This window comes from Vreelandella aquamarina (assembly GCF_020075495.1).
GTDB lineage: Bacteria > Pseudomonadota > Gammaproteobacteria > Pseudomonadales > Halomonadaceae > Vreelandella > Vreelandella aquamarina_A.
In genome coordinates this window covers 191,717-214,660 of the sequence record NZ_JABYQT010000005.1, presented here as the reverse complement: position 1 = coordinate 214,660, position 22,944 = coordinate 191,717, and the positions used below count along the sequence as shown (strand labels likewise).

Here is a 22,944-nt window from a genome sequence, read left to right as displayed (position 1 = left end):
CATCCATGCGTTTCCCAGCGACCAACCAATCGTCGTGTACTGAACACAAGCTGGTGATTGTCGGCTTGGGCCTGATCGGCGGGTCGCTGGCGGCCGCCCTGCGCGCGTCAGGATTTCGCGGTGTTATTACTGCCTGTGATCCCGATTCGGATGAAATCGCCTGCGGTATCGACATGGGCTTGATCGATGGCGGCGGTGTGGACCTGGCCGCCCAGCTTGCAGGCGCCACCATGGTGGTGCTGGCCGTGCCGGTGCTCGCCATGGAGTCCGTCATGACGTCGCTGGCGCATGTGCTTTCCCTGGCAGCCGATAATGTCGTACTGACCGATGTGGGCAGTACCAAGGCGACCATTCGTGCCTGCGCCATCAGCGCGTTTGGCAGGGTGCCGCCTAACATGGTGCTGGGGCATCCTATTGCTGGCTCGGAAAAGAGCGGCGTTGCCGCTGCCAATCCTGCGCTCTACACGCATCATCGCGTCATCTTGACCCCTGAGCCGGATGTCGACCCCGCTGCCTTGCAGCGGGTACGTGCGCTGTGGCACGCCTGCGGTGCCGATGTGCTGGAGATGGATGTCGCGCGCCATGATCAGGTACTGGCGCGTACCAGTCACTTGCCGCATCTGCTGGCGTTCTCGTTGGTGGATACCCTGGCCCGCCAGGATGAGCGGCTGGAAATATTTCGCTATGCCGCCGGCGGGTTTCGCGACTTTACCCGAATCGCGGGCAGCGACCCGGTGATGTGGCGAGATATCTTCATTGCCAATCGTGACGCGGTGCTGGCATCGCTGGATGACTTTGAGTCAGGACTGGCCCGGCTGCGTCAAGCCGTGGAGCGTGGCGATAGCGATGCGTTGATCGCCACTTTTGACCGTGCAAGCCATGCACGCCATTACTTTGATACGTTATTGAATAAAACCAGCTACCAAGCGGAATACAATATGCAACCACAGGGTAAGGTGACCTATCGAGTCCACCCGGGCGGTGAAGCCAAGGGCCGCCTGCGCGTGCCGGGCGATAAATCCATGTCGCACCGCTCGATCATGTTGGGCGCCCTTGCAGAAGGCGTCACCGAAGTAAAAGGGTTTCTTGAAGGCGAGGACAGCCTGGCCACGCTGCAGGCGTTTCGTGAAATGGGCGTTGCCATTGAAGGCCCGCATCAGGGACGAGTCACCATTCATGGTGTTGGCATGCATGGCCTGAAGGCGCCGTCCGGGCCGCTTTATGTCGGTAATTCCGGTACGGCCATGCGCCTGTTTGCCGGGCTGCTGGCAGGTCAGGCGTTCGATAGCGAATTGACTGGCGACGAGTCGCTGACCAAGCGCCCCATGGCGCGTGTGGCAGACCCGCTTCGCTCCATGGGTGCCACGATTGATACTGCCGATGGTGGCCGGCCGCCACTAAAGATCAAAGGTGGTGCGGTGCTCAAGGGCATGTTCTACGACATGCCCATGGCCAGTGCGCAGGTGAAATCCTGCCTCTTGCTGGCAGGTCTCTATGCCGAGGGGGAGACGCGTGTACGTGAGCCAGCGCCTACCCGTGACCATACCGAGCGCATGCTCAATGGGTTTGGCTACGCGGTTTCCCGTGAAGGTGATACCTGCTGGCTACAGGGGGGCGGCAAGCTGACAGCAGGCTCGATCGACGTACCGTCAGACATCTCCTCAGCCACTTTCTTCCTGGTGGCTGCCGCCATCACACCGGGGGCCGATATCACTCTGGAGCATGTGGGGATCAACCCGACGCGCATTGGCGTGATCAATATTCTTGCCCTGATGGGTGCCGATCTGGCGCTGGAAAACGAGCGTGAAGTAGGGGGCGAGCCGGTAGCGGATATTCGTATCCGCCATGCGCCGCTCACAGGCATCGATATTCCGGTCGATCAGGTGCCTCTGGCAATCGATGAGTTTCCGGCGCTGTTTATCGCCGCCGCCAATGCAGAAGGCACAACGCGCCTGCGGGGCGCCGAAGAGCTGCGTGTAAAAGAGTCTGATCGCATTCAGGCCATGGCCGATGGGCTTGCCATACTCGGTGTTGAGCATACCGTGTTCGAAGACGGTATCGATATCGTGGGCAATGGCAATCTGCATGCGCCAAGCTACGGCGGTGGACGCGTCGATAGCCTGGGGGATCATCGTATTGCCATGGCGTTCGCTATTGCCGCGCTGCGTGCACGCGATGATATCGTCATCGAGGACTGCGCTAACGTGGCGACCTCTTTTCCCACCTTTGTCGAACTTGCCAACCGAATAGGCATGAGCGTCAACGTGGAGAGCGGGCATGACTAAGTCAATCCCGGTGCTGACCATTGATGGTCCGGGTGGCGCAGGCAAGGGAACCATCAGCAGCCTGCTCGCCAAGCGTCTGGGCTGGCACTTACTGGATAGTGGAGCGCTTTATCGGTTGACGGCAGCGGCGGCCATCAAGCATGACGTGGCACTGGATAACGAGCAGAGCGTGGCTTTGCTGGCTCAATCGCTGGACGTTGCCTTCCCGGTCGAGGAAGGCGGTGTTCGCACGCTGCTCGAAGGCGAAGATGTCAGCCAACTGATCCGTACCGAGCAGATGGGGGAACGCGCCTCCAAGGTGGCAGCTCTGCCCGCCGTTCGTGGCGCCTTGCTCCAGCGTCAGCGGGACTTCTGTCAGTTGCCGGGCCTGGTGGCGGATGGGCGTGATATGGGGACGGTCGTATTTACCGATGCACCCTTGAAGGTATTCTTGACCGCCAGTGCCGAAGAGCGAGCACGTCGCCGCTATCTTCAGTTGCAGGAGGCGGGCATGAATGCTAGTCTTTCGAGTCTTTTAAAGGAGATTCAGGCACGCGATGCACGCGACACGCAGCGCAGTGTGGCTCCTCTCAAGCCGGCAGATGATGCTGTGACGCTTGATACCACGCGCCTGAGCATACCGGAAGTGGTGGAACGGTTATCGGAGCTGCTGGCCCAGAAAGGCTTGGCTTCTGTTGATTGATTCTCCCTTGCGGCGCTTTTGATGCGGCGTCATAACGTGGCAGGGCAGGTAACTCACATCGGTGAGCCCGGTCAGGTTTAACCAGCGCTAACGCCCTCAAAGGCAGAGTTACATTAGGCCCGCACTCGCTGGTGGTGCGGAGAAGGCATTTATGCCTCAACAACGTTATTACGTAGGAACACCATGAGCGAAAGCTTTGCTGAGCTGTTTGAACAGTCTCTTAACGACATCAACATGGAGCCGGGCGCTATTGTTGCGGCTCAAGTTGTCGACATTGACGGTGACTGGGTTACTGTCAACGCTGGCCTGAAATCTGAAGGTCAAATCCCGGCCTCTCAATTCCGTGACGAGAACGGCGAACTGAACATTGCCATTGGCGATGACGTTCACGTTGCACTTGAAGCGGTCGAAGACGGTTTCGGTGAGACTCGTCTGTCGCGTGAAAAAGCCAAGCGTGCTGAAGCTTGGAAGATTCTGGAAGCGGCTTTCGAAAAAGACGAAATCATCAAGGGTGTCATCAACGGCAAGGTCAAAGGCGGCTTCACCGTCGAAGTTGATTCCATCCGTGCCTTCCTGCCGGGCTCTCTGGTTGATGTTCGTCCGGTTCGCGACACGGCGCACCTGGAAAACAAAGAGCTGGACTTCAAGGTCATCAAGCTCGATCCGAAGCGCAACAACGTGGTCGTTTCACGTCGTGCGGTTCTGGAAGCGGAGAACAGTGCCGAGCGCGAAGCGCTGCTGGCCACTCTGCAAGAAGGCCAGCAGATCAAGGGTATCGTTAAGAACCTGACAGACTACGGCGCTTTCGTGGATCTGGGCGGTGTTGACGGCCTGCTGCACATCACTGACATGGCGTGGAAGCGCATCAAGCATCCTTCCGAAATCGTGGCCGTCGGCGACGAAATCAACGTCAAGGTGCTGAAGTTCGACCGTGAGCGCAATCGCGTATCTCTGGGTCTGAAGCAGCTGGGCGAAGACCCGTGGGTCAACATCAAAGAGCGCTATCCGGAAGGCACAAAAGTGCACGCGGTCGTCACTAACCTGACTGACTACGGCTGCTTTGCCGAGCTGGAAGAGGGCGTTGAAGGCCTGGTTCACGTTTCCGAAATGGACTGGACCAACAAGAATATCCATCCGTCCAAAGTTGTCCAGGTGGGCGACGATGTTGACGTCATGGTGCTGGATATCGACGAAGAGCGTCGTCGTATTTCTCTGGGTATCAAGCAGTGCACTGCCAACCCGTGGGAAACCTTCAACGCTGAATACAACAAGGGCGACCGCGTTTCGGGTACCATCAAGTCAATCACTGACTTCGGTATCTTCATCGGCCTTGAAGGCGGCATCGACGGTCTGGTTCATCTGTCCGACATCTCCTGGACAGAGACGGGTGAAGAAGCCGTTCGCAACTTCAAGAAAGGCGACGAAGCCGAAGCGGTTATCCTCTCTATCGATCCTGAGCGTGAGCGCATCTCGCTGGGCATCAAGCAGATGGATTCCGACCCGGTTGCTGAATACCTGTCTGTAAATGACAAGGGCAGCATCGTCACCGGCCGTGTCGTCGAGGTAGATGCGAAAGAAGCTCAGGTTGAGCTCGCAACTGACGTGATCGCGATTCTCAAGGCGTCTGAAATCAGTGCTGACCGTGTCGAAGACGCACGTAACGTACTGAACGAAGGCGACAGCGTCGAAGCGCGTATCGTGAGCGTTGATCGCAAGAGCCGTCAGATCAATCTTTCCATCAAGGCGAAAGAGCAAGACGATACTCGTCAGAACCTGAAGAAGTTGCGCGACCAGGAGCCCGAAGCAGCGGGTGGCCCGACTACTATCGGCGACCTGATCAAGCAGCAGATGGGCCAAGACTAATTCTTTAGTCATTGGTTTCATCAAGCGCCGCCCTTTGGGCGGCGCTTTTTTTTATAAAATTTTTAATCGTCTCGATATACACTATCTAAGGCCTGTCGGGTTTTTAACTTTTAAACTTGGGTTAAGCAGTTAAAAATTATTAGTAATTAAATGAAACCGCGCTAGACTATTGTCAATTAGAGTTTTTAAAGTAATAATAGCGACGCATCCTGAACTAATGGATATTGTGTTGGTCGGTTGGACAAGTTTCATTGGCTGATGTGATGTCTAGTAGATAAACCCGAAGTAAAAGGACTCCCCATGTCACTTCTCAACGAATATATCCAAAAAGAGCAGCAGCTTAAGCAGCTTCAAGAAGATTTACAGCGTCTTGAAGGTGATCAGCGTTTAAAGAGCGAACTGGAGTTCAAGGCTAAACTCGAAGCCTTGATGAATGAGTTCGGCAAGCGTCCTGCTGACGTGATTGCACTGCTGGACCCGTCAAACGATCAGCGTAGTGTAAAGGCGCCGGCCGCCAGCAACTCCAATCGTCGCAAGCGCCGCCTGAAAGTGTACAAAAATCCCAAGACGGGTGAAGTCATCGAAACCCGCGGTGGTAATCACAAAGGCTTGCGTAGCTGGAAAGACGAGTACGGCGACGAAACGGTCGAATCCTGGCTGCAAAGCATGGAAGACTAACGCGAACTATCGGCACTTCTGCCCCTGGAAGTGCCGTTTTTTATTACTTGCCTACCTTGATGGCGCTACTTGAATCTCTTTTGATAAAACCCGATGTATGATTACTGCGGGCAATCCTGCACTACTCTGGCCGAAAGCCCCACTGATTCATCAAGTGGCAAGAAAAGAATGGTACGCAACGAGAATCTACAGTAGTGGTTCATTATCATTTTCAAGGTATAATTCCAATACAAGCTTTTATTCAGCAAGCCGATGGCTCTGCGCGCCGCGGTTACAGATAGCCATACTCCATGCTATACGATGGCAGTTTGAGCATTGAATAGCTGTACCTGTCTCAGGAACCCGTCCGCTATCGAGCGGGTCATAAGCAAGGCGATGGGCTCAGGGTGACTTGGCTCTGAATATCATATCGGTGTTGGCTACCCCCTCGTCACAGCTTGCCTCAACTGACAGTTTGAATGGTGTTCAGGCGTGTCTGGCTGCATCGCTTTCATTGCGAATGAGTGCAGTATCTAGCCAGTACCTGCAGATGCTTTGGCATGATCTGTAGAAGATATTGATTACCAGATAATTCGACCATTTCAAGCAAGGTGTAAATGAAACATCAATGAAATATCACAAAGCTCCAAAACAGTTGGATGAGCGTGAGAAGCTGCGCAAGTTTCGTGAATTGGACGATGCGTTTGCCCAGGCATTACGTCAGCTGGAAGATCCCGGCAGCGATCTTGATATCCCAACTGGGCCGCCGGTACGCTCGCTGGCCGTGCTTGAGGAAGAGGAAGCCTCGGTACTGCTGGAAGAGCGTGATCGCCTGTTTGAAGCCCGTCTGAAAGAGTTGATGAGCGAATATGACCTATCAGGTGGGGCCTTGAGCGAACTGATTTCTACGCTGGTGGCGTTTGGCTTATGGCCGGAAGACCGCTCTCCGGGAATGGCCGATCAGGCATCTTTATAGCGGTAGATGCGCAAGCTCGGTAGAAAGGGGGTCTGTTCAAGTTTTTCATCGCGTCTTCTGGCACGCGTGCGTTGCGCGGGCGGTTGAGGCGCAGGCAAATTGATATGCGGAAGCCGTTGTTCATGAGCCGGCACGAATAGCGGCATGGCAATATTGAATGCGCGTCTGGTATGACCGTCGGGCAGAGGTTCGATGAAAAACAGGTTGGCGCGCATCAATGGAGCCTGCGCCTGAACCTGGGCCAATACCTCATCGCTGGGCAGGCCTGCCAGCTTGCGCAGCTGGATCCGGACGTGGGCGGCCTCGGTGTCCAGCTGGGCAAGTTTCCTTTCGGCTTCCTGAACGCTCAAGCGCTTGATCGAGCGGCCGCTGCTGTACCAGGCAAGACGTATACGCGCAACGGGTGCTTCGGCAATGGGTAGTTGCCGCCAGCACTGCTTGAGATGCAGTCTTGCAAATCCGCTTTGTCTCATGACCTCATCAACGTACGGGTGGCGCTTGGGCAGACGCTGTTTGATTTCTCCAAACGCTTTAGGCGAAAGGCTCTTTATTCGCTGAAGTAGTTCACTGATGTGCGCCTTTGCCTGATTGATGCAGACAATCGCTTCCATCAGCGCTTCACTCGCTGCTATGACACCCACGTAGTTACGTGTTTCTCGCCCGTCTTGTCCTTCCTGGTGCCACATGTCAAGCAGCGCTTTTCTCAACCAGTCGGTTGCAACGACTGGTTGATGGAATGCCCAGGTGAGAGGCGATTGTTGCTCGTAGAGAGACAGCGCCGCTTCGATGGAGGCAATGAGGCGATCAAAGCGTTCGTCAAGCTCGTACAGCAACCGATATGCCGTTACATCGGTATCAGGCATGGGTGTCCACCGTTTCAAGTGAGGGGCGCGTCCTTGTCCGCTTGGGCCAGCAGCGTTTCCAGGTCGGCCTCATCCATGGCAGATTCGCCTGCAATTCGATGCGATTCTTCTGCCCATGCGCCAAAGTCGATCAACTGGCAACGCTTGCTGCAAAAAGGGCGATAAGTGCTTTCAGGTCTCCAGGCAACTGGTATTCCACATTGGGGGCAGTTGACTTCAAGAGGAGCGTCGTTGGCAGAATGAGACATGCAGAAATCCTAGATAAAATAATAAACTCAAAGGTCGCGATAATAACGGTCCAGTCGCTCGACCTGACGTCGCATGTGGGCCTGGTCCTGGCTGTTGTCAATCACATCATCGGCTTTTGCCAATCGCTGCTCACGCGGTAGTTGAGCGGCCAGAATGGCATGTATCTGTTCTTCGCTGACGCCATCGCGGGCAAGCGTGCGCGACAGCTGGATCTCTGCAGGTACATCCACGACCAGGGTGCGCTCAACGAGAGCATCCTGACCGGACTCAAACAGCAAAGGTGAAACGAGCAGAACATAAGGCGCTTGCCTGGATAAGTCCGTCAGGCGAGCCATCAATCGCTCTCTGATACGAGGGTGCGTCACCGACTCGAGCCAGCGACGTTGAGCCGGGTCCTGGAAAACGCGTTCACGCAGAGCGGGCCTATCAAGCGTGCCGTCCGGTCTCATGAAATTCGCGCCAAAGTGATCAATGATCAGAGCCAGTGCGGGCTCTCCGGGTTGCACTATCTCGCGCGCGACGTGGTCAGCATCGACAAAGCCGGCGCCAAGGGCTTCAAAGGCGCTGGCAACCGTTGATTTACCTGAGCCGATACCACCGGTTAAGCCAATGATCATAGCTGTCCTTGATACTTGCTTGAATGGACTATTTTACGCGCTTTCTTCTCCAAAGTCGGTACTTGCCGGCAGATGAATGCTTTCGTCAACCAGCCACTGATAGATAGAGCGCCAGCAGCTCGTTACCCATCAGCAGACATAGCCAGCCTGCAATCGCCAGAAATGGTCCAAAGGGAAGAGGAGTGCCGCGTAAATGCGGGTGAAGAGTTTGTGCCGTGACACCGATTAATGCTCCAAGTCCTGCCGATAATATCAAGAGCAGTGGAAGGAAGCTCCAGCCCAGCCAGGCTCCCAGGGCTGCCAGGAGCTTGAAATCTCCGTACCCCATGCCTTCCTTGCCGGTCATCAGCTTGAACAGCCAGAAAAAGCTCCAAAGCACCAGGTAGCCCCCCATTGCGCCAATGACGGCGTCAGAGATCATGTAAGGCTGAAACAGCAGTTGGTAAAGCAAGCCAGCCCATAAAAGTGGCAGTGTAAGGATATCGGGGAGAAGATAAGTTCGAAAATCGATAGCCGAGAGGGCAAGAAGTACCAGGCAGGCAGCATAGATGAAAAGGCTCGAGACGCTGATTCCATGAAGCAGCAAAACCGCCAGGGCCAGAAGGCCACCGCCCAGTTCAATCAGGGGATATTGCAGGCTGATTCTGCCCTGACAGTGGGTGCAACGGCCGCGGCGCTTGATCCAGCCAATCAATGGCAGATTGTCATGCCAGGCAATAGGGTGTTCGCAGCGGGGGCAAAGCGAAGCCGGCAGAAGCAGGTTGAACCGTGTCACCGGTTCCATGGTCAGCTCCAGCGCACTGCGTGCTTCTCGGCGCCACTGGTTCATCAGCATTACGGGAAGCCGCGTGATCACGACATTCAGAAAGCTGCCCAGACAGATGCCTAGTATGAAAACGAGAATGATCACGTGATGAGGCTGGTACATGGGACTCCTTGTCAAATCAGATAACCGTGCCTAAATCAAAGATCGGCAGATACATGGCGGTCACGATGCCGCCAACGAGCACTCCCAGGATAATGATGATGAGAGGCTCCATTAGAGAAGTCAGTGCGTCAACTGCGTTATCTACTTCTTGCTCATGGTACTCAGCAACACGACGCAGCATGGTAGCAAGCGCGCCGGCCTCTTCGCCAATGCTTACCATCTGTATCGTTAGAAGAGGAAAGCGGTTAGTCATTTTCATGGAGAGATGGAGCGGGTGACCGGCGGCGACGTCCTGGCGGATCTGTCGCACTGCCTGCTCGTATACCCTGTTGCCTGTCGTGCCTGCGGCAGTTTCAAGGCCTTCGACCAAGGGAACGCCGGAGGCAAACATGGTGGCGAGGGTGCGGGTAAAGCGCGCAACGGCCGCCTTGTCGAGGATGTTGCCGATAACAGGTAACTGCAACAAGGCGCTATCCCTTCGATAGGCAAGCGGAGCTGCCCGTTGTGAAGCCCATCTGAATAGCAGTATGGCCAACAGGGTCGAGACCACGAACGGTAACCAGAGCTGTTGTGCAAGAGTCGATAGTTCGACGATCAGCTGGGTAAGAGCGGGGAGTTCGGCGCCAAAACTTCGGAACATGCCCTCGAACTGAGGCACTACCTTTACCAGTAGCAGCAGAGTAATGCCAATACCGGCCATCAGTACGCAGGCGGGGTACCAGAGTGCCTTTTTGACCCGTGCCCGAAGCGACTCCACCTTCTCCTTGTGAACGGCATTCCTCTCCAGCATGCTGGCAAGCGTTCCTGACTGCTCGCCTGCTGCTACCAGATGGATAAAGAGCGAATCAAAATGTTGAGGATAACGACGCAGCGCTTGAGAAAAGCTGGTGCCCGACGCCACATCTTGCGCCAACGCTTTTACAAGCACTCGCATGGCGGGTTTTTTAAAACTTTCTGCGACGACGCTGAGGGACTGCAGCAAAGGAACGCCGGACTGTACCATTGTCGCCATCTGCCGTGAAAAGAGCATGATATCGCCAGAGCTGATCGCACTCTGGGAGCGTGCGCCACCTATTTTACGAATGCGGCGAACATGAATGTTCTGTCTGCTCAACTCGGCAATAATGTCCGCCTTGCTGTGGCCTATGCTTTCACCGTCTAGTGGTTGCGACGCAGGGCCTGTGGCCGTCCATTTCCAGCGATAAAGGCGTCTGGTGCGAGCTTTTTGAAGGTGCCTCGGCATCCATCACTCCTTGGTTACGCGGTTGATCTCTTCCAGGCTGGTGATGCCTTGCATGACATATGAAAAGCCACTTTGGCGAAGGCTTGGATGGCCCTCCTTTCTTATCTGAACATCGATCTCCATAGCCGGTGTGTTGTGCATGATCTGTGTCTGAATAGCATCTGATATAGGCACGACTTCGTAGATGCCGATACGCCCTTTATATCCGTGGGTACACTTCTTGCAGCCGACCGGTCGATATAAGGTTGCGTGGGCAATTTCGTGTGGCGTGAAACCTTCATCGTGCAGTACATCAGGAGAAATGGTGGCAGGGACCTTGCAGTGGTTGCACAGCTTTCTGGCCAGGCGCTGAGCCATGACAAGGCTCACCGCGCTTGCAATATTGAACGATGAAACGCCTATATTCGAAAGGCGAGCCAGCGTTTGCGCTGCCGAATTGGTATGCACGGTTGACAGTACCAGATGGCCGGTTTGAGCTGCCTTGACGGCAATGTCTGCGGTCTCGAGGTCGCGTATTTCACCGATCATCACGACATCGGGGTCCTGGCGCAGAAAGGCTCGAAGCGCATTGGCAAAGTCTAGGCCGATCTTGGGCAATACATTTACCTGATTGATACCCGGCACTTTTATCTCGACGGGATCTTCGGCCGTACAGATATTGCGCTCTTGCTCGTTAAGCAGAGCCATGCCCGTATAGAGAGAAACCGTCTTGCCGCTACCCGTGGGGCCGGTAACCAGAATCATGCCTTGAGGCTGCCTTAACGCATTCTCGTAAAGCGCTTGCTGCTGTTCCGTGAAACCCAACTGCCCGATCCCAACATCAATGGCTGCAGGATCAAGCAGCCGCAAGACGATTTTTTCACCATATACGGTGGGAAGTGAGTTGATACGAAGATCCAGCGCGCGCTCATGGGATAGTTTCAGCTTGATGGCGCCATCCTGAGGAAGACGACGCTCCGATATATCCAGTCTGGCCATTATTTTCAAGCGTGCCGCGATCTGATTGCGCATTGAAAGGGGCGGCTTGGCAATCTCGACGAGCACGCCATCGATACGAAAACGGATTCTGCAATGATGTTCATAGGGTTCAAAATGAATATCGGAAGCGCTGCGGTCTATGGCATCCAGCAACACCTTGTTGACAAACTCCACCACTGGGCCTTCCTCGGCATTTTGTAATGTCTCTTCAAGAGAAAGGTCATCGTTATCCTCCGCCAGATGGCTGATGGTAATGTCCGACATCTTATCCAGCGAAGAGTAGCGGCTATTGCTCAAGTAGTTAGCCAGCATTTCATCGAGCTGGTTGATCGGGGACAGTACGGCATCTGTTCGCGCAACATTAACCGCAAAGGCCAATTCCTTGAGCCTGGGCAACTGAGAGGGGCAGGCAATGGCAACGGTGAGGCGCCGGTTTCGCCGGGAAAGTGGTAATACGCCTAGCGACTTGAGTAAATGACCGGGAAACGCCGTGGCCGGTGGAAGTGCATCAAGCGACACGGCTTCCAGGTCGACAAGAGGCAGCCCATACTCCTCGGCAGCCACCGATGCGGTCGTGATGGCATCCAGCAGGTCGTGTTCAACCACATAGCGCAAAAGCGAAATGCCTGATTCCTGTGCGCTCACCTGAGCGTGGATTGCCTGCTCGGTGGTCAGCAAGTGCCGGCTGACCAGATAGCCAGCGAAACCCCGAACACTCATCGAGACACCCGATGTACTGTCAGTAATGTCTGGCTACAAGCTCTTGATTCAAATTTATTATCCATTCCACCTTGGATGATATCGCTCAGCGCCTTGAAAGATGAGTGGCAGCCATAAAAAGGCATATTAAAAATATCCTAATCAAAACTATTGATTAAGTAAAATTAAATATGTATTAGTGAGCGGACGACAAATCAACAAAAGATAAGCGCGGATGGCTGCAATCTGGCTTTATTCAATGCATCAACAGCAGGGGGAAATATGAGTTCTGGTTGGTATGCCTGTCACGGCAAGTGTTTTCAAGATGGCTTCACACTGATCGAGCTGATGGTAGTGATCGCGATTATTGGTGTATTGATGGCGGTCGCGGTGCCTCAGTATGGCAACTACATGGACAAAGCGTCGCTGCGCGCTTGTGAAGGAGAGCTGGCCTCTTATCGAAGCATGGTACTGACCAATCACTCCCTGACCCAAACAACCGAGGCAGAGCCTCTAGAAGATTTTACGTTTCAGGCGTGCAATATCGAAGAGAGCCGCAAGCAGTCGTTGGCCAATGCGTTTGCCAACAGCAGTGAGACTAAAGAGGAAGTCACCACCAAGCGTGCCGGTGCGGGGAGTATCACGGTCCAGAACGGGAGGATAAACCCAGGTAACGCCGACATCTAGGCGGTTGTACACAGTCCGGTACAGCAATGAGCTTATTGTCTTTCGGGGCGTCAAGGCCAGGCATGGTTGCATGCATAATCTACTGGCTAGGCTAGATTTAAGGATGAAGCTTGATCAACCTTGTCACCCCTCTCATGAGGGACCAGGAGGTTCAAATGAGAAAATGGATTTTGCTGGCGATTCTTAACTGGTTGCGTAAACCGGCCAATCGGCAAAAAGCAAAGGAAGCATGGAGCAAGTACCAGGGCAGAAGCCGTGCAAATCGCTCGCCTCGCTTGCGTGATACACCCGCTGCGCATGCTGATGAGCCTGGTCATCGGCGCAGGTAGCTAAATCAAGGGAGGAAGTGGCAGTATCTGGCAAAATAAAAAAACCGCCGCTCGGTATTACCCGTAAGCGGCGGTTTTCAAATTATCTGGTCGGAGTGACAGGATTCGAACCTGCGACCTTTGCAACCCCATTGCAACGCGCTACCAAGCTGCGCCACACTCCGATGTCTCGTAGACAATTGCCTCAAGACGGTGCGTATACTATCGTTTTATTGATCAAATGAAAAGCCCTTTTTGCGCTTTCTTTTCAAGTATTTGCCATATCAGCGCTTTCAGCGTCAAAAGAGTGCAGGAGGCTTACCTGGCATCGAGCAATAGTTGTTCCATCGCTCCATAAATACCTGGCGCGGCCACCAGCAGCTCATTGGGATAAAGATCGGCCGGTACTCCTTCTGGTATTTCGCCTAGATGGCCCACACGAGCGCCTGCTTCACGCGCGATTAACCAGCCTGCTACAAAATCCCAGGGGGAAACTGTTTCGTAATAAGCGCCCAGGCGCCCGCAGGCGACGTCGCATAGATCGAGTGCTGCCGCACCATTGCGGCGTACATCGCGGCAGTTGGCCAGCACCGCGGACAGCCTGGGCATCAATGCCTGGCGGGCCTCCCGCTGGTAGGGAAACCCGGTGCCTACCAGCGTTTCAGCCAGGCTGGACACATGGGCTGCTGAAATAGGTTGCTGGTTGCAGTAAGCGCCCAGCTCCTTGGCGGCACTGAAGGTCTCCTGAAGAAAGGGGGCATGCACCACGCCAACCTTGGTAACGCCATTTTCCATCCATCCAATGGATACCGCTACATGACGCAACCCTTGAGCAAAATTGACGGTTCCATCAATGGGGTCAACTACCCAAAGTGCGGCTGTCTGTGTATGCAGGGCGTGCTCTGGGGAGAGTTCTTCGCTTAACAGTGCCTCTTCGGGAAAATGCTCGTTCAACCGCTCTTTTATCAAACTGTCAACGGCTACATCCACGTCGGTGACCAGTTCTTCGTCGGCTTTGAGATGCTGGGAAAAGGATTGATTCACGCGAGCTTCACGAATCAGCGTACCTGCCTCTTCGGCAATGGAAATGGCCAGGGTCAAGCGCTCTTGCAGGGCGGACATGCGTTTTTCCTTCGGTTGCATTCACTAAACCAGCTAGCATACTCCCATAATATGACTTTTCGAGTCACGTGGATGTCGAGCGCTCAGCGACGCAATGCATCAACGACGATGTCGACCACTATGCGTGTAGCCGCTTCGATGAGTATGACATCGTTACCTGCACGCTCCCACTCGTAGCCAGGATAGTGAGGCAGTTGTGTTGCGAGTGTTCCATCAAAGCGCTTGGCAATTCCCGGCGGCAAGGGCTTGCCACGCTCGATCTGCCGTTGGATACCAGGTGGTAGTGGTTGCGCAGAAGGCGCATCATATCGTCGGAGCAGACGCACCAGCTCGCGCTCGTTGATACGTGGCAGATCTATCTGTGAGCGGTGGCGCTCATCACTCGGCTGGCGTGTGTCTCTTCGAAAGTGCGCATCGTTGTGGTCCTGTTGATGACGCGCGCCGTGTGCCGGCGCATGTGCTGGCTGGGCAAGAGCGCTATTGACAGTCAGCGCGATGCCCAGGGCGCTGATGAGGACCTGAATCGGTTGCCGCTTCATGGCAATCTCCTGGCTTGCAGACAAGTTTCCAGTCTAGAGGCAAAAGAAAGGCTGAGTGTGGAAAGAAAATGATTATTCAACACAGGCTCAGCGCCAAGACATGGACTGCGCCTGGATATCGCCTCTCATGGCCAGTTTTGATGATAGAAAACTCTTATCGGCGCTATGCTGGTAGGGCACTCATGCCAGGAAAGCGCTTATGCTGGCAAGCGCTATTGAACTGTTTAAAGGAGTATTACATGGATAGGATATTTGCTTGGGATGCTCATCGAAGCCGTGTGGTATATCGAATTCCGGGACATACCCACAAGGATGGACGAGAAGATAGCGATCTTTCGCCAGTATGGTTGCCTGCTGAGCAGAGCGACCTCCCTCAAGGAGTCAGTATCGAAGACTTGAGAAAAGTCGAGGTCGAAGAGTAGTACTTGGCTTGGTTGGGCGCTGATCGGCCGGATAAGAAGAGGCGATCAGCGCCTTACGAATATTTATCGAGGGAATCAGGGTGTCAGGATATCGAGAATCTTGACTTCATAGTGGTCCTCGTTAACCGACACTACCTTGAAGATAACGTCTCGCGTTATGCGATTATGCTCGTTACGATTATCCTGAAGGCCGTAATGCTCTTTCTGGTCTCCTACCGCAAGCGTCTCCTTGACCTCGGCTTTAGGAATCAGCAGCACATCATCGATCATTATGGACATCGTCTCTCTCCTTGTTTGCGACAGGTTCTACCTGTACTTCGACTTGCAAATGAACGATTGGTTTCGATAATCAGGCAAGTTCATCAAGAAGTGAACGACTTTAATCCTTGTCAATTACCAGGCAGCCAAACTGAGGATGGATGAATTCTGGAAAAGAGCGCCAGACACCTTCGCGCTGGCGGTAATAAAGGTGGACAGGAGTGTGGCTCACTCATCAGCCTCATGGTCTGCCAGCGCGGCTGCCACGGCTTCTTCCCATTGGCCTTTCGAAAGATCCCAGTGTTCCATTTGTGCCTGGTCGGCAGGCCCTTCAGAAGCTGCGCGTAGTTCATCGACAGAGCTGGCTTCATAGCAATGCTTGGCAAAGGCCTTTACCTTGCCGTCGCGTAATTGATCGATCATCAACATAGTAATTTCCTTATCTAGGTCGTAGAACATTCGAGGGTGAAACCGTACGAATGGCGCCTCAAGACATCTTGAAGGTACTTTGATGCACCCATATTTGATGCTTGCTTTGATTGGCGCCCCTTCAAGTGTAGCGCGTTTGAGACTTTTCGCTTTTATCCTCAAGGGTTAGGTAACAGTCAGCCAAAAAGAATGTCGATCACGATCTTGGTGGCGATCCCCGCAAGCAGCAACATGATCAGGTTATCGAACCATTGATGGGGTAAACGCTTACCCAGCCGTGCTCCAAGTGGCATGGTCAGCAAAATGATCACCAGAGCCGCCCCGCTATAAAGTGAGCGTTCAAGGGTCAGGATGCCGGCGCTCAACAGGGCGGGTATCTGCACAAGAGTAATCGAGGCAAAAAAGACCGAGATGGAACCAATGAATACCGGTCGCTCCAGGCGCATTGCGTTCAAGAAGGTAATGGACGCTGGTGCTGACATTCCGGCGGCTCCTTGCAGAACGCCACCCAGTAAGCCGACGGGGATGACGATACGCGAAGCAGTCGGGTAGGAAAGGGTAAATTGGCGGTTGGTGAGCTTGACAAGCAGATACAGCGCAATGGCGCCTGCGACACCCATCGACAATAGCGCCGGCGATAACACCACCAGGCCCCAGGTGCCTACCAGAATGCCCATGGCACCCGCCAGGGAGAACGCGGCAAGAAAGCGAAGCGGTAACAAGTGCCGGCGAAACTGCCAGATCTGAACCATGTTCGTGAACAGGTTAGGGGCTACCAGAAGCGCTATGGCCAGCTTTACATCGTAAAGCATGGTCAGCACTGGAACGACCAGTACGGGAACGCCGGAGCCAATGGCCCCTTTGACTATACCGGCAGCTAGAAGCGTAAGCAGTGCGATTAACAACGTTGTAGTCTCGGCACGCGGCACCCGTCAGACGCGATGGCGGTCGACGGGCGCATGGGGTTATGTTGATAGCAGGCTTACTTTAACACGTAGCAGGGAGTATAGGGTTGCCCGTCAAGCTTCATCCGCCCCTGGGCGACAAAGGAGCTGAGCAGTTCATCCAGGCGCTGCATCAAAAGCGGTTCGGCGGTAAGGACAAAGGGGCCGTGGGCTTTGATGGCGCGTATGCCTTGCTCCTTGACATTACCCGCCACGATACCCGAAAACGCGCGGCGTAAATTGGCGGCCAGTTCGTGCCTGGGCTGGTCGCGGTGAAGCGCCAAGCTGCGCATGGCTTCATGAGTGGGTTCGAAGGGCGCCTGGAACTCACGGGCAATGGTCAATCGCCAGTTGTAGTAGAAGGCATCCTGCTGATGGCGGCGAAATTCCTTGATGGTATCGATGCCTTCGCGCATCTTGCGAGCCACCGCTACCGGGTCGCCGGTAATGATGGTGTAGTACTGGCGAATCTCTTCGCCAAGGGTATATACCAGGAATTCATCGATTTTATGGAAATAGGCCGCCGAGTCCGCCGGGCCCGTAAAGATGAGCGGGAAGGGCGTTTCACTGTTTGTCGGGTGCAAGAGAATACCCAGCAGGTAAAGAATCTCTTCTGCCGTTCCCACGCCGCCGGGGAAGACGATGATGCCATGGCCCAGACGAACAAACGCCTCCAGGCGCTTTTCGATATCCGGCATGACGACCAGTTCGTTGACGATCGGGTTGGGCGCTTCGGCGGCAATGATGCCCGGCTCTGATATCCCCAGATAACGACTATCCTTGCGGCGCTGCTTGGCGTGGGCCACGTTGGCGCCCTTCATGGGGCCCTTCATGGCGCCAGGGCCGCAGCCGGTGCAGATATCCAGATCACGCAGCCCAAGATGATAGCCCAAATCCTTGGAGTATTCGTACTCTTCACGCGAGATCGAATGGCCGCCCCAGCACACCACCAGGCTCGGGTCGCGTCCGGGCTTGAGCGTGCCGGCTTTACGCAGAATATGAAAAACGGCGTTAGTCGTGCCTTCACCGGTGCTCAAGTCAAACCGGTTGTTGTGATGGATTTCGTTATAGACGTAGACGATATCGCGAATGATCGAGGAAAGATGTTCACGAATACCGCGAATCATCTGGCCGTCCACGAAGGCTTCAGCCGGTGCATTGGTGAGCTTCAAGCGAATGCCGCGATCCTGCTGCAGGACTTCGATATCGAAGTCCTTGTAGGCTTCAAGAATGGCAACGCTGTCATCGGTGGGTCTGCCACAGTTCAAGACAGCGAGCGCGCAGCGGCGCAGAAGGTCGTGCAGGCCGTTTTGCGATGTACTTTGTAATCGATTGACTTCGTGCTGGGACAAGACTTCCAGACTTCCTTCGGGGGAGATAATGCTGGAAATTGTCGCGCGGGGTTGAATCGTCTGGGTCATTAGTTCGCCGGTTCCTGGTCATTTTGGCATCTGCTGGCATACTAACACGCCTGGCCAGGGGGTACAGGGCCACCAAGGCTAAGCCTAATTGTGTTACCCTATAGCCGAAATGAGTATTTATGGTGGCTGACAAAGATGGCGTTTTATCATGTTTAATGCGCTCTATTTTCGAACGTTTATCACGTTGGTAGAGACCGGTAGTTTTACCCGAACAGCGCAGCGTCTGGATATGACCCAGCCGGGCGTGAGCCAGCATGTGCGCAAGCTGGAAAACTATCTCGATAAAACCCTGCTGGAACGTAAAGGGCGCAGCTTTACGCTGACAGAGACCGGGCGCCGCGTGTATGACTACGCGCTCAAGCTGTTTGCCGAGCATGAACAGTTTCGCCACGGGCTGGACGATGATTCGCTGGATAGCGGTGAATGCCGGATCGCCTCGCCAGGCAGCGTCGGGCTCATGTTCTATCCGTTCATTCTCAGCCAGCAGCAGATGCATCCTAACCTGACCGTCAATTACAGTTTTGCCTTCAACCACGAAATCGTGAACGATCTACTGGAAGGGCGATACGATATCGGTATCGTGACTGAGGCGGTCAACCATTCAGAACTCACCTGCACGCTATGGCACAAAGAACCTCTTTGCCTGGTTGTGCCAGCAGACTTTGCCGGCAATACGCTTTCAGAGCTGATGGGTATTGGCTTTCTCAACTACTATGATGGCATCAACCATGCCAATGCGTTATTGCGTGCCAACTACCCTGAAGAATTTCGCTCGATGACGCATTTTCGTTATCAGGGGTTCACCAACGAAGTGAGCATGGTACTGGATGCGGTTGCCCGCGGATTGGGATTCACGGTGGTATCGCTTCTGGTGCTGGAAACATCCCCCTGGCAGCGTCAGGTAAAAGCGCTTGCGCTACCGCATGCGGTCAATGAGGAACTGTTCTTGTTACGTCGCCGTGACTCCGTGCTGCCCAAGCGATACGAAAAATTGCTGGAAGGCTTCTACAGACAGCGCATTCAGGAGCGAGCGCCGCAGCTACCCGAGTAATCTCGGGTAGCTGCGGCTACTCAGTGCTTCCTGGTGTCTTAGTGGCGATACTCGTCGATGCTGGGGCACGAGCAGACCAGTTGCCGGTCGCCAAACACGTTATCTACCCGATTCACGGCAGGCCAGTACTTGGCCGCTGTCACGGCTTCACTCGGGAAGGCGCCGAGACGGCGGTCATAAGGCCGCTCCCACTGGCTATCCATGATGTCCGCCTGGGTATGGGGTGCGTTGACCAGCGGGTTATTGTCGAGCGGCCATTCTCCTGCCTCGATACGCTTGACCTCCTCACGGATCGCGATCATGGCGTCGCAGAAGCGATCGATCTCGTAAAGTGATTCGGACTCCGTGGGCTCTATCATCAGCGTACCCGGTACCGGGAACGACATGGTGGGCGCGTGGAAACCGTAATCCATCAGGCGCTTGGCGATATCTTCTTCACTGATGCCCGATGCTGCCTTGAGCGGGCGAATATCGATAATGCACTCATGCGCCACATGACCATTGGCACCGCGATAGAGAATGGGGTAAGCCTCTCCCAAGCGCTTGGCAATATAGTTGGCGTTCAAGATGGCAAGCTCGGTGGCCTCGCGTAGGCCGCGTGCGCCCATCATCTTGATATAGGCCCAGGAGATAGGCAGGATCGAGGCACTGCCAAAGGCCGCCGCCGATACGGCACCACTCGCTTCATTGACGCCATTGACAGGTGTGACCACATGGTTGGAAACGTGCGGCGCCAGGTGAGCCTTGACGCCAATCGGGCCCATGCCGGGGCCACCGCCGCCGTGAGGAATGCAGAACGTCTTGTGCAGGTTCAAGTGAGATACGTCGCCACCGAAGTCGCCCGGGCGTGTCAGGCCGACCTGGGCATTCATGTTGGCGCCATCCACGTACACTTGGGCGCCGTGCTGGTGTACGATCTCGCACACCTTGCGTACATGCGACTCGAACACACCATGGGTGGACGGATAGGTGATCATGATCGCCGAAAGCCGCTCGCTATGCTTGGCGGCCTTGTCGGTCAGGTCGTCGATATCGATATTGCCGTTCTGGTCACACTCCACTACCACGACATCCATGCCCACCATGGCCGCGGTTGCCGGGTTGGTACCGTGCGCCGAACTTGGGATCAGACATACGTTACGATGTGATTCGCCCTGCGCTGCCTGGTAACGACGAATGGCCAGAAGACCCGCGTATTCGCCCTGAGCGCCCGAGTTGGGTTGCATGGAAATGTGGTCATAGCCGGTGATCTCCACCAGGAAAGCAGCCAGCTCATCAATCATTTGATGATAGCCTGCGACCTGGTCACGCGGCGCGAACGGGTGCAGGTGGGCAAATGCCGGCCAGGAGACCGGAATCATCTCGCTGGTGGCGTTCAGTTTCATGGTGCACGAACCCAGCGGAATCATTGCATGGACAAGGGAAAGGTCCTTGTTTTCCAGCCGCTTCAAGTAGCGCAGCATTTCCGTTTCGCTGCGGTAGCGGTTGAAGGTCGGATGGCTCAAGAAGTCGCTTTCGCGCTGACAGGCACCGGGAATACCGGTCATGCCATTGGCCACAACCTGCTCGTCCAGCGCAGTGACCGAAAGCCCATGCTCGTCAGCCAGCAGTACGTCGAACAGCGTAGCAACATCGTGGGCCGACGTGGTTTCATCAAGGCTTATGCCGACATCGCCATTGGCGAAGTAGTGCAGGTTGATACCGTGGGTCATGGCGCGTCCATGAACCTTGCCCGCATCGATACCCGTCAAGCGCAGCGTATCGAACCAGCTGTCGTGGGCCAGAGTGATTCCCGCCTGAGTCAGGCCTTGTGCCAGCACGGTGGTCAGTCGATGCACTCGGCCGGCTATCTTGCGCAAGCCTTCGGCGCCATGATACGTGGCGTAGAAACCCGCGATATTGGCCAGCAGCGCTTGCGCAGTGCAGATATTGGAGGTGGCTTTTTCGCGGCGAATATGCTGCTCACGGGTTTGCATGGCCATACGCAGCGCCGTGTTGCCGCGGCTATCCTTGGATACGCCGATGATCCGACCGGGAATGGAGCGCTTGAGCTTGTCCGAGGTGGCAAAGAATGCAGCGTGCGGTCCGCCAAAGCCCATCGGCACGCCAAAGCGCTGCGAGTTGCCGATGACGATATCGGCACCCAGCGCACCCGGCTCCTTGAGCAGTACCAGACTGAGCAAGTCGGATGCCACGCAGGTCATGACGCTGCGCTCGGCTGCGGCGTCCAGCAACGGCTTCAGGTCGTGCAGCTCACCGCTGGCCGAAGGGTATTGAACAAGAGCGCCGAATACATTGTGGTCGGCAAGCTCCTGCGCCGGGCCGCTGATCAGTTCAAAGCCGAAAAATGCCGCGCGGGTTTTTACCACGTCCAGGGTCTGGGGAAAGATATCATCGGCCACAAAGAAGGCATTGGATTTGCTCTTCTTGTTGCTGCGTTTGCATAGCGCCATGGCTTCGGCCGCCGCGGTCGCTTCATCCAGCAAGGAGGCATTGGCAAGCTCCATGCCGGTCAGGTCCATGATGACCTGCTGAAAATTCAGCAATCCTTCCAGGCGCCCTTGGGAAATTTCGGGCTGGTAGGGCGTGTAGGCGGTATACCAGCCTGGATTTTCGAACACGTTGCGCTGGATGACCGCAGGCATGTAAGTGCCGTAATAGCCTTGCCCGATATAACTTTTGGCCACGCGGTTCTGGCGGGCCAGCTGGCTCAAGTACTCGAGCGCTTCGGCCTCGCTGCGCGGTTCGTCCAGGTCAAGCTCACGGCCCAGCCGGATATCGCCGGGCACGGTCTGCTCGATCAGATCTTCCATGCGCTTTAAGTTGAGCACTTTTAACATGGTTTCCACTTCGGCCGCGCAGGGGCCGTTATGGCGTTTGATAAAAGCATCGTGGTCGGCCAGTTCGGCCAAGCGGCGTGTTTCAAAAGGCATGGGAAGATTCCGAGCGTGAAAAAGAAACTTTGCAGGGGTATTACTGATGGAGCCTGCACTCAGGCAGGCTCCATCATCATTTCTAATCGTCAGCGCTTAGCGTGGCCTGGTAGGCGTCAGCGTCGAGCAGCGCATCCAGGTTCTTGTCGTCAAGGCGTACTTTCATGATCCAGCCGCCTTCATAAGGCGCCTCGTTGACTGTTTCAGGAGCGTCTTCGAGTGCTTCATTGACCTCGATCACCTCGCCTGTCACCGGCGAGTAAAGATCTGACGCGGCTTTGACCGATTCGATGACGCCAAACTCCTCGCCCTGGGCCAGCGTCTTGCCAACGTCGGGCAGCTCGACAAATACCACATCGCCAAGGGCTTGCTGAGCATGATCGGTAATGCCCACACTGACCGTGCCATCCTCGTGGTCAAGTACCCACTCGTGGCTTTTGGCGTAGCGAAGATTCGAAGGAAGGTTGCTCATGGTGATTCCCTTTATGAAACAAGTGTCTGGACTGTTGAATACTAGCGCTTGTCGCTGGTCTTGGCGACTGTCCGCATGCCAGGCAATGGGCAGGTTTGGGCGTATGTTAACGTGTTTCTGATTGGAAACAAATTTCTCCAGCGAGAAAATGTGCCGCTGGCAGGCAACGTCAATGGCCGGCGGGCAAGCTCATGATGGCGCCGATTGCTCATTTGCCATGCAGATGCGGTATTGACATGGAAGAGCACCAACTAAATGGTGTAAAACATACGAGTGTTTCGCCCAAGCGTTTGAATATTGCCAGCTTCGGACCTGGCA

Annotated in this window: 22 protein-coding genes and 1 tRNA gene; 8 read left to right on the top strand and 15 right to left on the bottom strand. The window is 55.0% G+C overall.

The features are described from left to right. The first annotated feature begins 5 nt into the window (after nucleotides 1–5). From HW452_RS10505 to HW452_RS10485, 5 genes are all read left to right on the top strand, one after another. The gene (locus HW452_RS10505; protein ID WP_224106054.1) at nucleotides 6–2,285 is read left to right on the top strand and encodes a bifunctional prephenate dehydrogenase/3-phosphoshikimate 1-carboxyvinyltransferase; all 2,280 of its coding nucleotides are present in this window, start codon (nucleotides 6–8) and stop codon (nucleotides 2,283–2,285) included. Continuing rightward, nucleotides 2,278–2,967, top strand: a complete 690-nt coding sequence (cmk, locus tag HW452_RS10500) for a (d)CMP kinase (protein WP_224106053.1) — start codon at nucleotides 2,278–2,280, stop codon at nucleotides 2,965–2,967. The genes HW452_RS10505 and cmk overlap by 8 nt, the downstream gene beginning before the upstream one ends. A 183-nt stretch (nucleotides 2,968–3,150) precedes the next feature. Next, entirely contained in the window at nucleotides 3,151–4,830 is a 1,680-nt protein-coding gene (rpsA, locus tag HW452_RS10495) for a 30S ribosomal protein S1 (protein WP_224106052.1), read from the top strand. A gap of 300 nt (nucleotides 4,831–5,130) precedes the next feature. Further along, the gene (locus HW452_RS10490; protein WP_224106051.1) at nucleotides 5,131–5,508 is read left to right on the top strand and encodes a histone-like nucleoid-structuring protein, MvaT/MvaU family; all 378 of its coding nucleotides are present in this window, start codon (nucleotides 5,131–5,133) and stop codon (nucleotides 5,506–5,508) included. Between the two features lie 607 nt (nucleotides 5,509–6,115). Beyond that, complete coding sequence (locus tag HW452_RS10485) at nucleotides 6,116–6,463, top strand: hypothetical protein (protein ID WP_224106050.1); 348 nt, start codon at nucleotides 6,116–6,118, stop codon at nucleotides 6,461–6,463. On the opposite strand, the gene HW452_RS10480 is transcribed toward HW452_RS10485, so the two are convergent. From HW452_RS10480 to pilB, 6 genes are all read right to left on the bottom strand, one after another. Continuing rightward, nucleotides 6,448–7,326 (bottom strand): DNA replication terminus site-binding protein, encoded by an 879-nt coding sequence (locus tag HW452_RS10480; protein WP_224106049.1) that lies wholly within the window; start codon nucleotides 7,324–7,326, stop codon nucleotides 6,448–6,450. The two genes, HW452_RS10485 and HW452_RS10480, sit on opposite strands and share 16 nt — an antisense overlap. Nucleotides 7,327–7,340: 14 nt before the next feature. After that, entirely contained in the window at nucleotides 7,341–7,574 is a 234-nt protein-coding gene (gene yacG / locus HW452_RS10475; RefSeq protein WP_224106048.1) for a DNA gyrase inhibitor YacG, read from the bottom strand. Between the two features lie 27 nt (nucleotides 7,575–7,601). Continuing rightward, nucleotides 7,602–8,192: a dephospho-CoA kinase gene (gene coaE / locus HW452_RS10470; RefSeq protein WP_224106047.1), complete on the bottom strand. Its 591-nt coding sequence runs from the start codon at nucleotides 8,190–8,192 to the stop codon at nucleotides 7,602–7,604. Nucleotides 8,193–8,277: 85 nt separating this feature from the next. After that, nucleotides 8,278–9,120 (bottom strand): prepilin peptidase, encoded by an 843-nt coding sequence (locus tag HW452_RS10465; protein WP_224106046.1) that lies wholly within the window; start codon nucleotides 9,118–9,120, stop codon nucleotides 8,278–8,280. A gap of 16 nt (nucleotides 9,121–9,136) precedes the next feature. Beyond that, nucleotides 9,137–10,363, bottom strand: a complete 1,227-nt coding sequence (locus tag HW452_RS10460; protein ID WP_224106045.1) for a type II secretion system F family protein — start codon at nucleotides 10,361–10,363, stop codon at nucleotides 9,137–9,139. Between the two features lie 3 nt (nucleotides 10,364–10,366). Next, complete coding sequence (gene pilB / locus HW452_RS10455; RefSeq protein WP_224106044.1) at nucleotides 10,367–12,061, bottom strand: type IV-A pilus assembly ATPase PilB; 1,695 nt, start codon at nucleotides 12,059–12,061, stop codon at nucleotides 10,367–10,369. Between the two features lie 261 nt (nucleotides 12,062–12,322). On the opposite strand from pilB, the gene HW452_RS17655 reads away from it, so the two are divergent. Continuing rightward, nucleotides 12,323–12,727: a prepilin-type N-terminal cleavage/methylation domain-containing protein gene (locus tag HW452_RS17655; RefSeq protein ID WP_317986342.1), complete on the top strand. Its 405-nt coding sequence runs from the start codon at nucleotides 12,323–12,325 to the stop codon at nucleotides 12,725–12,727. A gap of 416 nt (nucleotides 12,728–13,143) precedes the next feature. Here HW452_RS17655 and HW452_RS10445 read toward each other — a convergent pair. The 3 genes from HW452_RS10445 to HW452_RS10435 all read right to left on the bottom strand — a co-directional run bounded on the left by HW452_RS10445 (nucleotide 13,144) and on the right by HW452_RS10435 (nucleotide 14,696). Then, nucleotides 13,144–13,220, bottom strand: a tRNA-Pro gene (locus tag HW452_RS10445). A 133-nt stretch (nucleotides 13,221–13,353) separates the two neighbouring features. After that, the gene (locus HW452_RS10440) at nucleotides 13,354–14,157 is read right to left on the bottom strand and encodes an inositol monophosphatase family protein (RefSeq protein ID WP_224106043.1); all 804 of its coding nucleotides are present in this window, start codon (nucleotides 14,155–14,157) and stop codon (nucleotides 13,354–13,356) included. Between the two features lie 83 nt (nucleotides 14,158–14,240). Then, the gene (locus HW452_RS10435) at nucleotides 14,241–14,696 is read right to left on the bottom strand and encodes an anti-virulence regulator CigR family protein (RefSeq protein ID WP_224106042.1); all 456 of its coding nucleotides are present in this window, start codon (nucleotides 14,694–14,696) and stop codon (nucleotides 14,241–14,243) included. Between the two features lie 239 nt (nucleotides 14,697–14,935). Between HW452_RS10435 and HW452_RS10430 the strand changes: the two genes are divergently transcribed. Then, complete coding sequence (locus HW452_RS10430; RefSeq protein WP_224106041.1) at nucleotides 14,936–15,118, top strand: hypothetical protein; 183 nt, start codon at nucleotides 14,936–14,938, stop codon at nucleotides 15,116–15,118. A gap of 75 nt (nucleotides 15,119–15,193) precedes the next feature. Here HW452_RS10430 and HW452_RS10425 read toward each other — a convergent pair whose 3' ends face one another. From HW452_RS10425 to ppnN, 4 genes are all read right to left on the bottom strand, one after another. After that, nucleotides 15,194–15,397: a hypothetical protein gene (locus tag HW452_RS10425; protein ID WP_224106040.1), complete on the bottom strand. Its 204-nt coding sequence runs from the start codon at nucleotides 15,395–15,397 to the stop codon at nucleotides 15,194–15,196. Nucleotides 15,398–15,604: 207 nt separating this feature from the next. After that, a complete protein-coding gene (locus HW452_RS10420; RefSeq protein ID WP_224106039.1) occupies nucleotides 15,605–15,799 on the bottom strand; it encodes a hypothetical protein in 195 nt (64 codons plus the stop codon). 182 nt (nucleotides 15,800–15,981) lie between these two features. Next, on the bottom strand, nucleotides 15,982–16,710 hold the full coding sequence (locus tag HW452_RS10415) for a sulfite exporter TauE/SafE family protein (protein ID WP_224106038.1): 729 nt from the start codon (nucleotides 16,708–16,710) through the stop codon (nucleotides 15,982–15,984). Nucleotides 16,711–16,787: 77 nt separating this feature from the next. Continuing rightward, nucleotides 16,788–18,170 carry a nucleotide 5'-monophosphate nucleosidase PpnN gene (ppnN, locus tag HW452_RS10410; RefSeq protein WP_263433619.1) on the bottom strand — a complete coding sequence of 461 codons (1,383 nt, stop codon included), beginning with the start codon at nucleotides 18,168–18,170 and terminating at the stop codon, nucleotides 16,788–16,790. A gap of 148 nt (nucleotides 18,171–18,318) precedes the next feature. Between ppnN and HW452_RS10405 the strand changes: the two genes are divergently transcribed. Next, nucleotides 18,319–19,221 (top strand): LysR family transcriptional regulator, encoded by a 903-nt coding sequence (locus HW452_RS10405; RefSeq protein WP_224106037.1) that lies wholly within the window; start codon nucleotides 18,319–18,321, stop codon nucleotides 19,219–19,221. 38 nt (nucleotides 19,222–19,259) lie between these two features. On the opposite strand, the gene gcvP is transcribed toward HW452_RS10405, so the two are convergent. Next, a complete protein-coding gene (gene gcvP / locus HW452_RS10400; protein ID WP_224106036.1) occupies nucleotides 19,260–22,154 on the bottom strand; it encodes an aminomethyl-transferring glycine dehydrogenase in 2,895 nt (964 codons plus the stop codon). 82 nt (nucleotides 22,155–22,236) lie between these two features. Then, nucleotides 22,237–22,626: a glycine cleavage system protein GcvH gene (gene gcvH, locus HW452_RS10395; protein ID WP_224106035.1), complete on the bottom strand. Its 390-nt coding sequence runs from the start codon at nucleotides 22,624–22,626 to the stop codon at nucleotides 22,237–22,239. Between the last annotated feature and the right edge of the window lie 318 nt (nucleotides 22,627–22,944).

Excerpts from the sequence above, each read along its gene's own strand:
- HW452_RS10505 (WP_224106054.1), top strand. The coding sequence starts at position 6 with ATGCGTTTCCCAGCGACCAACCAATCGTCGTGTACTGAACACAAGCTG.
- cmk (WP_224106053.1), top strand. The coding sequence starts at position 2,278 with ATGACTAAGTCAATCCCGGTGCTGACCATTGATGGTCCGGGTGGCGCA.
- rpsA (WP_224106052.1), top strand. The coding sequence starts at position 3,151 with ATGAGCGAAAGCTTTGCTGAGCTGTTTGAACAGTCTCTTAACGACATC.
- HW452_RS10490 (WP_224106051.1), top strand. The coding sequence starts at position 5,131 with ATGTCACTTCTCAACGAATATATCCAAAAAGAGCAGCAGCTTAAGCAG.
- HW452_RS10485 (WP_224106050.1), top strand. The coding sequence starts at position 6,116 with ATGAAATATCACAAAGCTCCAAAACAGTTGGATGAGCGTGAGAAGCTG.
- HW452_RS10480 (WP_224106049.1), bottom strand. The coding sequence starts at position 7,326 with ATGCCTGATACCGATGTAACGGCATATCGGTTGCTGTACGAGCTTGAC.
- yacG (WP_224106048.1), bottom strand. The coding sequence starts at position 7,574 with ATGTCTCATTCTGCCAACGACGCTCCTCTTGAAGTCAACTGCCCCCAA.
- coaE (WP_224106047.1), bottom strand. The coding sequence starts at position 8,192 with ATGATCATTGGCTTAACCGGTGGTATCGGCTCAGGTAAATCAACGGTT.
- HW452_RS10465 (WP_224106046.1), bottom strand. The coding sequence starts at position 9,120 with ATGTACCAGCCTCATCACGTGATCATTCTCGTTTTCATACTAGGCATC.
- HW452_RS10460 (WP_224106045.1), bottom strand. The coding sequence starts at position 10,363 with ATGCCGAGGCACCTTCAAAAAGCTCGCACCAGACGCCTTTATCGCTGG.
- pilB (WP_224106044.1), bottom strand. The coding sequence starts at position 12,061 with ATGAGTGTTCGGGGTTTCGCTGGCTATCTGGTCAGCCGGCACTTGCTG.
- HW452_RS17655 (WP_317986342.1), top strand. The coding sequence starts at position 12,323 with ATGAGTTCTGGTTGGTATGCCTGTCACGGCAAGTGTTTTCAAGATGGC.
- HW452_RS10440 (WP_224106043.1), bottom strand. The coding sequence starts at position 14,157 with ATGTCCGCCCTGCAAGAGCGCTTGACCCTGGCCATTTCCATTGCCGAA.
- HW452_RS10435 (WP_224106042.1), bottom strand. The coding sequence starts at position 14,696 with ATGAAGCGGCAACCGATTCAGGTCCTCATCAGCGCCCTGGGCATCGCG.
- HW452_RS10430 (WP_224106041.1), top strand. The coding sequence starts at position 14,936 with ATGGATAGGATATTTGCTTGGGATGCTCATCGAAGCCGTGTGGTATAT.
- HW452_RS10425 (WP_224106040.1), bottom strand. The coding sequence starts at position 15,397 with ATGTCCATAATGATCGATGATGTGCTGCTGATTCCTAAAGCCGAGGTC.
- HW452_RS10420 (WP_224106039.1), bottom strand. The coding sequence starts at position 15,799 with ATGATCGATCAATTACGCGACGGCAAGGTAAAGGCCTTTGCCAAGCAT.
- ppnN (WP_263433619.1), bottom strand. The coding sequence starts at position 18,170 with ATGACCCAGACGATTCAACCCCGCGCGACAATTTCCAGCATTATCTCC.
- HW452_RS10405 (WP_224106037.1), top strand. The coding sequence starts at position 18,319 with ATGTTTAATGCGCTCTATTTTCGAACGTTTATCACGTTGGTAGAGACC.
- gcvP (WP_224106036.1), bottom strand. The coding sequence starts at position 22,154 with ATGCCTTTTGAAACACGCCGCTTGGCCGAACTGGCCGACCACGATGCT.
- gcvH (WP_224106035.1), bottom strand. The coding sequence starts at position 22,626 with ATGAGCAACCTTCCTTCGAATCTTCGCTACGCCAAAAGCCACGAGTGG.